This window comes from Dietzia massiliensis, from assembly GCF_018390595.1.
GTDB classification, from domain to species: domain Bacteria; phylum Actinomycetota; class Actinomycetes; order Mycobacteriales; family Mycobacteriaceae; genus Dietzia; species Dietzia massiliensis.
Genome location: NZ_JAHBAV010000371.1, coordinates 1 through 318 on the forward strand (window position 1 = coordinate 1; position 318 = coordinate 318).

General features: G+C 67.9%; 1 pseudogene. It reads left to right on the forward strand.

From position 1 onward, the window contains the following. Positions 1 to 318: pseudogene (locus tag KHA85_RS17605) on the forward strand (pyridoxal-5'-phosphate-dependent protein subunit beta); the annotation flags it as partial.

A 318-nucleotide genomic window follows, 5' to 3' on the forward strand; every position in this document is an offset into this window, starting at 1 on the left:
ATTCAACCCCGACATGAAACTGATCGGGGTCGACACCATCGGCTCGACCATTTTCGGCCAACCGGCCACCACCCGGCTCATGCGCGGACTGGGCTCCAGCATCCACCCGGCCAACATCGACTACCCCGCCTTCAACGAGGTGCACTGGGTGGCCCCACACGAAGCCGTCTGGGCGGCACGCACTTTGGCGGCCAGCCAGTTCGCCAGCGGCGGCTGGAGCGTCGGCGCCGTCACGCTGGTCGCCGGCTGGGCCGCGCGCACCTACCCCCAAGACACCCGCATCGCCGCAGTGTTTCCCGACGGACCCCAACGCTACTT